This window comes from Bacillus cereus group sp. BfR-BA-01408, from assembly GCF_022663305.1.
Taxonomy (GTDB): domain Bacteria; phylum Bacillota; class Bacilli; order Bacillales; family Bacillaceae_G; genus Bacillus_A; species Bacillus_A pacificus.
The window spans coordinates 76,485-85,056 of sequence record NZ_JAKUFF010000011.1 but is presented as its reverse complement, the minus strand read 5'-3'; the positions used below and the strand labels follow the sequence as shown (position 1 = coordinate 85,056).

Here is an 8,572-nt window from a genome sequence, read left to right as displayed (position 1 = left end):
TCTTCTTCTGCTCTTTGTTGCTCTTCTTGCTTACCTTTTTCTTCCTCTACTACTTTTTTGTCTTCATCCACTTTTTGCTCATCTGGTGCGCCCTTTAATTTTTCTTCATTACTCTTACAAGCACTTAAAGCAATTACACATAAACTCATAAGTGCAAATAATAATAATTTCTTTGACATTTAAAAATCCTCCTATATATACATTACAAATTAATAACTTTCATAGCATAACAAAAATACAATCCTTTCTTTGTCAAAATTTGTCGTATATATTTATTTTCTACTAAGACACTGACACTACAATAAAAATGGAGATTATTATATCGATTCGTGCAAAAAATACGCTCGCCTGCTAGTCAAGTAAACTTAATTCATGAAAACCTTCATCTATTTAGTAAAACCATTGAAAAAACATTAATAATCCCAAATATTTTAATTAACATAATCTATCACTTACAAGCAATAGAACAGGATCTTTCAATTGAAGATCCTTTTCTATTGCTTATTTAACTAAAAAAATTGGTTAACTACATAACGCTCTTCTAACTTTCCTTGCAAAGCTTAGCGGATCATCAACGTCTTCAATATTAACGTAAATTAAATTTGGATCATCACATAACCACTCATTGTGTATAGACGAAACAATTATTCCTTGTTTAATAATAGTAGCAACAAATCCATTGACTTCTTTTTGTAAGAGCGCTACCCGGCCTAGACATAATGCCCGTCCAGTTTTATTATCTCTTGATTCGAATGAGAAGGAACTTGTTACTCTAAAACGTTTTCCTAAGATTGTTGCTCTTATTTCATCCCGATTTATTGTTGCTACACATTTTCCACCGGCAAACCCTTCTTGGCCACCGATAATTCTTGCAAACTGTTGACAAATTAATTCATCATTACACGCCATACCTTTCATCATCCCCCCTTTTACTGTTAAGTTATGAATGAATACAAAGGTCTGAAACGGTAATGAATCTATTCTATTACAAAAAAGATTATCAGAACCTAACGAAGTCTATTATATAGTGAGACATTTTTAGAAAGCATAAAAAATACACCCTAAGGTGCCATCCTACGACTTGAAAATCCTATCTATGTATGAAAAAAATTTAGAAAAGGCCAATACAAAAGAGAAAGTTCTAACTGTAATGTATAGAGTGCTTACGATATTAAGAATCCCCGTTATATTACTTTCTGACCAGTCTCGTTAAAGCCATCCCAAGAAATCCAACACCCATTCCTATGAGCCATCCAGTTTGGGCATTACCTAACATAGATCCCACTCCTCCGCCAAGAAACATGCAACCAACGAATACTAATCCTCCAATTCCCCAATTCGGCCGTTCCATCATTCAGTCACATCCTTTCAGTAAAATATATGCTATTTGCTACCTCAACTTTCTTGCATAGGATGGTTATTTATTTTGCGTAGTTTTAGTACTTTCAGGGAATTCATAAGATGTAGAGAATGAGCCATTTAAATATATGGCAGAAGGATGATTTGATTATTTATATTACAATACCTTAAGAGCTATGGAACAAATTCTTCAACTAATCAACTAATAGAAGCCTGGAGATTTTCCACAATCAGTAGCTCGTCACTATCAAACTAAAATTTCATTTGAGGGAAGAATATATTTGTTTACATGATAGCAATGGGATTCCTCCAGTATTTCGAACAAAAACCACACTAAGCACATTTTCATACAAAAAAGCCGATTTTTGTCCCACTAAGGATAAACCGGCTCATTGTAATTGACCTTGAAGGATTCGTTATATAAATTCGTCATTTTCATCAAAAAACATAGCTCTAACTAATACACTTTTATCCGGTTTTTGGTTAATAAACACATGTGATTTAAATTATCCTTTGTTATATAGACCAGTCATCTGCCACATTTCTTTTTACATATATTTTTTAAAAGAAGGTTTCCATTCTGATAAATCCTCATAAACAAACGTTATGTTGTTACATATTTCCTCTGCAACTTCGTACATATGTTTTATATCATTAGCCGTAAATAATATAGACCCTTTGCGTTGCGTGCTATCTACAATAGTTGGTATGGTGTCGCCCTCTTTTACTACTAGATCAATTAATACGACCTCGGATATGTTAGTTAATCCTTTATACTTGATTTCTTTTAAGCAACCTGGTTTTGGAATCAAGCTTAAAGACATAGCTTGACATTTTGAAGGTACACATCTAAATTCATCTATAGTCTCAGTAGCTAGCGCATCATAATAGTATCCAAATTGAGATATGCCAGTTGTTAGTTCCACCATCTTCCAGATGTTGCCACCACCTATTCTAACTTGAGACTCTATAATTATTGCTTTATTGTGTTTGTCTATCTTTATTTCTGTATGAGTAATGCCATTTTCCATTTGCATATCGTCCAAAAATAACATTACTTTCTCCATAATTAATTGTTTTTGAGATTCATCTATAGGTGCCGGCATAATCGTATAGTTTATTATAAATGTATCTTCTTTAAATACTTCAGCTGATATAGCAAGTATAGAATGTTTTTTGTTATAAGAAACGGTTTCAACCGTATAAACTATATCACCTTCAATATACTCTTCCACTAAAACAGGTAGTTGAATACCATTTTCTTTAATAAACACCCCTACGTCATCTCCCCAGTCTAGCTTACATACTCCTTTACCCCCTGCCCCAATCGGCGGCTTTATTATAGCACTATCTTTTTTATTCAAAAATTCATTAATGTCTTCAGTGTTATTACAAACTATCGAATCTATTGAAAAGTCTTTACCTGCTAGCATTTCACGCATCATGTCTTTATTGCGAGTTATCATATTAGCATTGTAAGAAGGTCCTTTAACATTAAAAATCTTTGCAATTATGCAAGCCGTATCTAATGCTGTTTCGTTAAAAGACACAACCACATGAAAAGGTCGCTCTTTGAATAATTCTTCAGCATAGTATATAGACAAGGGTATGTTTGTTGTGTCTATTTCTTTTTTATAGAAACATTTTTCTAAGATAACTCCATCAAAATATATGTGTTTAGCGTAAGATCCTATATACGAAACAGTATATCCACTATCTAATGCATCTTGTATAGGTTTTGTCCATCCCCCTATAAATAAAATGTGTGGTTTATTTTCTATGTCATTTCCTTTTAATACCTTATACATCATAATCATCCCCTCTCAAATGAACTCGTATATTCAATGTCAGTTCCTTTTGATACGCCTCGTCTTAACAACGCCACTAAACACAATGTTGTTCCGAAACCTCCTATAAATAACGTAGTTTGAAGCCCGAATATAGAAATTAAAAATGCACTAGTAAAACTTCCCAATGCCCAGGCTCCCCAATTAAGCGTGCGCTGTACAGCATTTACTCGGCCCAGCATGTGATTTGGTGAGGCAAGTTGTCGTATAGTTGCAGCGTAAGGGCCAAATACACCTTCTCCCATACCATGTATGATACTTGCGGCTACTATACCGTAAACTGTTCCCGTATATCCCATTATTGGTATAAAAGCCAAACCGGTAACTGATACAGTAGCGCTATAAATAAGCATTTTTGTATTATTAATTTGTTGACTTTTTTTCATGAGAACCGTATTACCTATTAAAAATCCGACCGCTGCTGAACCTACAACAAACCCTATTTCAATTTCAGATAGACCCATTACCTTATAAAGGAATATTACTAAAATACTATTTAATATGTATTTAAAAAAACCGTAAACAGCACCACATGTCACAATTGGCTCTAATACAGGGTGTTTTTTGAAATATATCAAACCCTCATATATGTTTTCGTATATGGATTTTATATTTACGTCTTTTAAAGAACCCTCTGTATGCGGTTTAAACTTTGAAATATATAATACAAACATAAAACAAACAAAATACGTTACTGCGTCAACAGTAAACGATCCTGTTAATCCGACTAGAGTAATGACGATTCCAGCTAGCATAGGACCAATTACTATAGAAAGAGACTCCGAAAGTGCTAGTTGAGCATTAGCTTTTTTTAAGTTGTCTTTATCTGTTACTATTTCCGGTAAGAAAGAAGGAATGGCAATGTTGTAAAACGTGGTGAATATTCCATTTAAAAACATGATAAATACCAGTAAAGGGAACGTTATTATATTTGTTACAGTCAGTATGAATACTGATAAAAACAATATTCCTTGACATATACTACAAATTAGCAAGATATTTTTCCTATGGAAAATGTCTATTAAAGCACCGGCTACTAACCCGAAAATTAGATAAGGGACGAATATAACCCCACGAAGTATAGCAGCATTTGCTTCACTTGTTTGTAACACCTCTAATGCAAAAAGCGGCAAAGCTACTATTGTAAACTGAGTACCTAATAAACTTATAGACTGTCCTAGCCAAAGCTTGTGAAAATTAAAATGTTTGCTATCTTTCATAATATCCCCCCGTTAAATCCATCTTTTTAAATGATCAACTTTACGATATAAGTCAGAGCCGGCAACTCCTATCTTTCAACTAATATCTGTACCACATAAAAATTCGAAACCTAATATAAAATCGATTCTAGTTTCAAAATGAAGACTAGATGTTTAAAAATCTTCTAGCTAATGAAAAGCTCATCTTCCGAAAGATACTTCCGCATTTGTTTATAAACCAATTGGTATACTGATGGAATTCACTTGTAAGAATCTAATTGTTAATTAGTTTGTTTCGAATTCATTTCCCAATCGTATCACTTTGCATCACCTCCAGCATCAGTATAACCTTGAAGGCACGCTATTGTACGCATTTTGGAATGTAACCGCAAGATAACGAAGCTACGATGACGAAATGAATGGATTTAACCTTGTCATTAGAGGACATATTTACATGACAATTGATAAAAATAAATCATGTACTATGAAATAAATTTTTAGATAAACCAAAATAACATGCAAAAAGCCCCTTCAAAATTTGAAGGAGCTTTTTAATATATAGAAATTAGCTTAAATCAAAGATAACATCTCTTGAAGGGGGCATTTTTTATTATTCATGTTTATTGGGGAGCCTTCGTTTGAAGCAACTTTAACCCCATACCAATAAAAATCAGTCCTGTTACTTTATTTAGAATCATTCCTACCTTTTGATTTCCTCTTAATTTTTTTGTGACATAAGAAGAGAAATAAGCAACAAATAAACACCACAATAGTCCCGTTACTGTAAAAGTAATTCCTAAAATGATAAAAGGTATAGGACCTGAAGCCTTTGTATCTATAAACTGCGGCAGAAACGCAATAAAGAATAAAGAGACTTTTGGATTCGTAAGACTTGTTAAGAGTCCTTGTAAATATATCTTTCTAACGTTCAATTTATTGGATGGTGCTTGAAAAGCTATATTTGTCTTATCAAGTATCATTTTAATTCCTAAATATACAAGATAGATAACACCTATAACCTTAATGGTATTAAATAACACAACGGATTTTGTAAGTATAATAGATAAACCAAAAGCAACCAATAACGTATGAACTAAAGAACCAGTAATAATACCAAAAACAGAATACACACCTGCTTTTCTACCTTGTGAAATACTTCTTCCCACAATATACATGGTATCTGCACCAGGAATTAGATTTAATAAAATCCCTGTTAGTAAAAACACTTCGTAATTAATAATACCGTACATTCTAGCACCCCTATCTATTTTTTTGGTGCCCTTATTGATATTAAATGAAATAAAAGAAAAAGAAAAGTATTTTCTATTTATTCAATAAAACCCCAGAAATCCAATGATTGAAGTGAACCCCGAAAACGGGACACCAATCAAAACACCTAAACCACTTGTTCCCTAAATGCTTTAGGGTATAGATAGTTTAATTTTTCCTGAATTCGCACATAATTGTAGTAATGAATGTATTCTATTACAAAAAAAGATGCTAGAAATCTTTTAAAAAGCATAAAAAAACACATCCTAAGGTGCCATCCTCCGAATTGAGAATCATATCTATGTATGGAACTCTTATGGTATTAAGAATCTCCGTTACATTACTTTCTAATCAGTCTCGTTACAGCCATCCCAAGAAATCCAACGCCCATTCCTATTAGCCATCCAGTTTGGGCATTCCCTAACATAGACCCCACTCCTCCGCCAAGAAACATGCAGCCAACGAATACTAATCCTCCAATTCCCCAATTCGGCCGTTCCATCATTCAGTCACATCCTTTCAGTAAAATATATGCTATTAGCTATCTGAACTTTCTTGCATAGGATGGTTATTTTCTTGGCTTAGGTAGCTTTAGCACTTTCAGGGAATTCAAAAGAAGTGGAGATTTGCCAATTTAAATAAATTGCAAAAGGAGAATTTAATTTTTTCATAAATAATCGATCAATGAATTAGACACTTTCTTAAAAAAATTGAATAAGCTGCGTCTATTTTAGTTTTACCTTTACCTTTAATTACAAAAGTTTATTATCATGTTTGTTTAGATACTTTGCTTCTATAAAAAAGTTTTCAAACAATATTTTTAGTCTCCTTAAGTTAATAGCTATAGATTGAAACCATACCCGCAAAAAGCGTTAGCCTGGAACGGACATAAAAAAGCGAGTCCATGAACGAAATTCGTTCATGGACTCGCTAATAATCTTTATTGGAATTTTCAGTGCCCTCCTATGCAGGTAGAGGAATTTTCATGGGAATATCAATCCCATGTTATGATTGCAGGCGTTCAAGAGCCGAGGTGCGGTAATTTGCATTTTGCTCAACAGTAGCTTCTGAAAGTGCCCTCTTCAATGCCACAGCGTTCAAATCCTTCTCGATAAAATCAGGCGTTCCAGACGCAGGGGTGCCAAGCTGAACACGCCATGAATCGTCTATGGAACCGCCATCGACAGGATCGAAGCCGAGTGAGTTGACAAGCTTCATCACAACCGCTTTGGCCGCAGGATCGTCTGCAAAAACCGGTAGTGCAATCCGGTCCTCAGCGCCTTCCGGTTTCGCCAGATCAATAATACGCTGAGCTACGATGTTGCTGAACGCTCTGACGACTGGGGCACCGATTTGCTGCTCTACCCAACGGCTTTCCGTTTTTATGCTGCCATCAAGGAGTTGTTCAATTCTGCCATCCCGATGTATAGTATAATTGTTGGTATCGATGATAAAGGCTTTTGCTTGTCGAAGATCGAACAATCCACGAGGAAGTGACGCAATTTTGCCGAAAGGGATCGCCAGAATAATAAGATCGGCTCCAAGCACCGCTTCTTCATTAGTCACCGGACTCGCTCCAGTAAGAGTTGCGACCTCTGCCAAAGTGTCTGGTCCACGTGAATTTGAGATGTTAACCTGATGACCCAAAGCGACAAGCTGTTTCGCCAAAGTTGACCCGATAAAACCAGCGCCAATAATCCCAATATTCATACCCATATTCCCCCAATTATAATATTCTTAACCACTTTACAAATTTTTCATCTCCGCAAATTCATTTATCTTCAATAAGATTAATGTGCGCCACTTAATTTAACTAAAATTTTCGCTTGAGATTTATCATGAATTAACGCTTCAAAGCCTTGTTCAGCGATATTATCTATATCAATTTTGCTTGTAATAATTGATTGCGCGGGTAATCTTCCATTAGCAAATAATTCAATAACCTCATTGTAAGTTTCATTGCTGTATCCTACAGACCCCATTAATTTTGCACCACTAAAGATTAGTGAAGCAGGAACATTAAATTGGATATCTTGCGTGTGGAAGCTGATAACCATCATTGTGCCACGAACTTTAGTTGATTGAATAGCTTGATTAAATGTTGACTCGACACCTGCCGCTTCAATTGCAACATCTGCTCCATCTGGGAATAATTTTCGAATTTCTTCAACAGGATTTACTTCTTTAGCATTAAAGACGTGTGTCGCACCCATTTCAGTTGCTTTATCAAGTCGACTATCAAATAGATCGATAACAATAATATTAGAAGCACCTGCAGCTTTTGCACCTAAAACAGCAAATAGCCCAATAGGACCCGCTCCATAGACAACGACAGTATCCCCTTCTCTTACATTTGAATCCTTAATGGATTGGAAAGATACAGCTGTTGGTTCAACCATGGCTGCCAATTCTAGCGGTAAATGATCTGGAATTTTAAAAATCGTTTTTTGTGGAAGTATCACATATTCAGCAAACCCTCCGTCGATTTGTGCACCAACTGCGTCTAAAGTGATGAAACGTTCAATTTCAGCATTTGAAGGATCTTTAAGCATCATTGGATAGATACATACTCTGTCACCTTTTTTAAATTTTGTTACATGAGAACCAACCTCTGCAATTTCACCAGAAAATTCATGTCCCATTACCGTATTCATATTTATTGGTACTGAACCTGGATGCAAGTATGCATGCAAATCAGAACCACAAATACCAGCCCATGCCACTTTAACTTTTACGTCATTGGGTTGTAATTCTTTCGTTTCTCTTTCCTCAATACGAATATCTCTTTCACCATACCACACTGCAGCTTTCATCAAAAATCCTCCTTTAAACAATTCAACTGTTGTATATTTTTTCATTGAGCATGAGATTGCAATTCATTTTTTTTAATATGAAAGC

The 8,572-nt window shown here is 34.8% G+C and carries 8 protein-coding genes and 2 pseudogenes; all 10 read right to left on the bottom strand.

Going from position 1 to position 8,572, the window contains the following annotated elements; all coding sequences use genetic code 11:
• Nucleotides 1-179 (bottom strand): annotated as a pseudogene (locus tag MR083_RS28330) (YwbE family protein); the annotation flags it as partial.
• 343 nt (nt 180-522) lie between these two features.
• Nucleotides 523-909: a DUF1259 domain-containing protein gene (locus tag MR083_RS08280; protein WP_116733364.1), complete on the bottom strand. Its 387-nt coding sequence runs from the start codon at nt 907-909 to the stop codon at nt 523-525.
• A gap of 280 nt (nt 910-1,189) precedes the next feature.
• Nucleotides 1,190-1,354: a hypothetical protein gene (locus tag MR083_RS08275; protein WP_000970617.1), complete on the bottom strand. Its 165-nt coding sequence runs from the start codon at nt 1,352-1,354 to the stop codon at nt 1,190-1,192.
• Between the two features lie 553 nt (nt 1,355-1,907).
• A complete protein-coding gene (locus tag MR083_RS08270) occupies nt 1,908-3,167 on the bottom strand; it encodes an ATP-grasp domain-containing protein (RefSeq protein ID WP_242268932.1) in 1,260 nt (419 codons plus the stop codon).
• 5 nt (nt 3,168-3,172) lie between these two features.
• Nucleotides 3,173-4,426, bottom strand: a complete 1,254-nt coding sequence (locus MR083_RS08265) for an MFS transporter (RefSeq protein WP_000655274.1) — start codon at nt 4,424-4,426, stop codon at nt 3,173-3,175.
• A 599-nt stretch (nt 4,427-5,025) separates the two neighbouring features.
• Nucleotides 5,026-5,655 (bottom strand): LysE family translocator, encoded by a 630-nt coding sequence (locus tag MR083_RS08260; protein WP_242268930.1) that lies wholly within the window; start codon nt 5,653-5,655, stop codon nt 5,026-5,028.
• A 146-nt stretch (nt 5,656-5,801) separates the two neighbouring features.
• Nucleotides 5,802-5,894 (bottom strand): annotated as a pseudogene (locus MR083_RS28155) (IS3 family transposase); the annotation flags it as partial.
• A gap of 120 nt (nt 5,895-6,014) precedes the next feature.
• On the bottom strand, nt 6,015-6,179 hold the full coding sequence (locus MR083_RS08255) for a hypothetical protein (protein ID WP_000970618.1): 165 nt from the start codon (nt 6,177-6,179) through the stop codon (nt 6,015-6,017).
• A gap of 500 nt (nt 6,180-6,679) precedes the next feature.
• Nucleotides 6,680-7,384, bottom strand: coding sequence for an NADPH-dependent F420 reductase (locus tag MR083_RS08250; protein ID WP_242268927.1), 705 nt, complete (start codon nt 7,382-7,384; stop codon nt 6,680-6,682).
• A gap of 80 nt (nt 7,385-7,464) precedes the next feature.
• Nucleotides 7,465-8,487, bottom strand: a complete 1,023-nt coding sequence (locus MR083_RS08245) for a 2,3-butanediol dehydrogenase (RefSeq protein WP_242268925.1) — start codon at nt 8,485-8,487, stop codon at nt 7,465-7,467.
• Between the last annotated feature and the right edge of the window lie 85 nt (nt 8,488-8,572).

Coding starts and splice junctions, on each gene's coding strand:
- MR083_RS08280 (WP_116733364.1), bottom strand. CDS start 909: ATGGCGTGTAATGATGAATTAATTTGTCAACAGTTTGCAAGAATTATC.
- MR083_RS08275 (WP_000970617.1), bottom strand. CDS start 1,354: ATGATGGAACGGCCGAATTGGGGAATTGGAGGATTAGTATTCGTTGGT.
- MR083_RS08270 (WP_242268932.1), bottom strand. CDS start 3,167: ATGTATAAGGTATTAAAAGGAAATGACATAGAAAATAAACCACACATT.
- MR083_RS08265 (WP_000655274.1), bottom strand. CDS start 4,426: ATGAAAGATAGCAAACATTTTAATTTTCACAAGCTTTGGCTAGGACAG.
- MR083_RS08260 (WP_242268930.1), bottom strand. CDS start 5,655: ATGTACGGTATTATTAATTACGAAGTGTTTTTACTAACAGGGATTTTA.
- MR083_RS08255 (WP_000970618.1), bottom strand. CDS start 6,179: ATGATGGAACGGCCGAATTGGGGAATTGGAGGATTAGTATTCGTTGGC.
- MR083_RS08250 (WP_242268927.1), bottom strand. CDS start 7,384: ATGAATATTGGGATTATTGGCGCTGGTTTTATCGGGTCAACTTTGGCG.
- MR083_RS08245 (WP_242268925.1), bottom strand. CDS start 8,487: ATGAAAGCTGCAGTGTGGTATGGTGAAAGAGATATTCGTATTGAGGAA.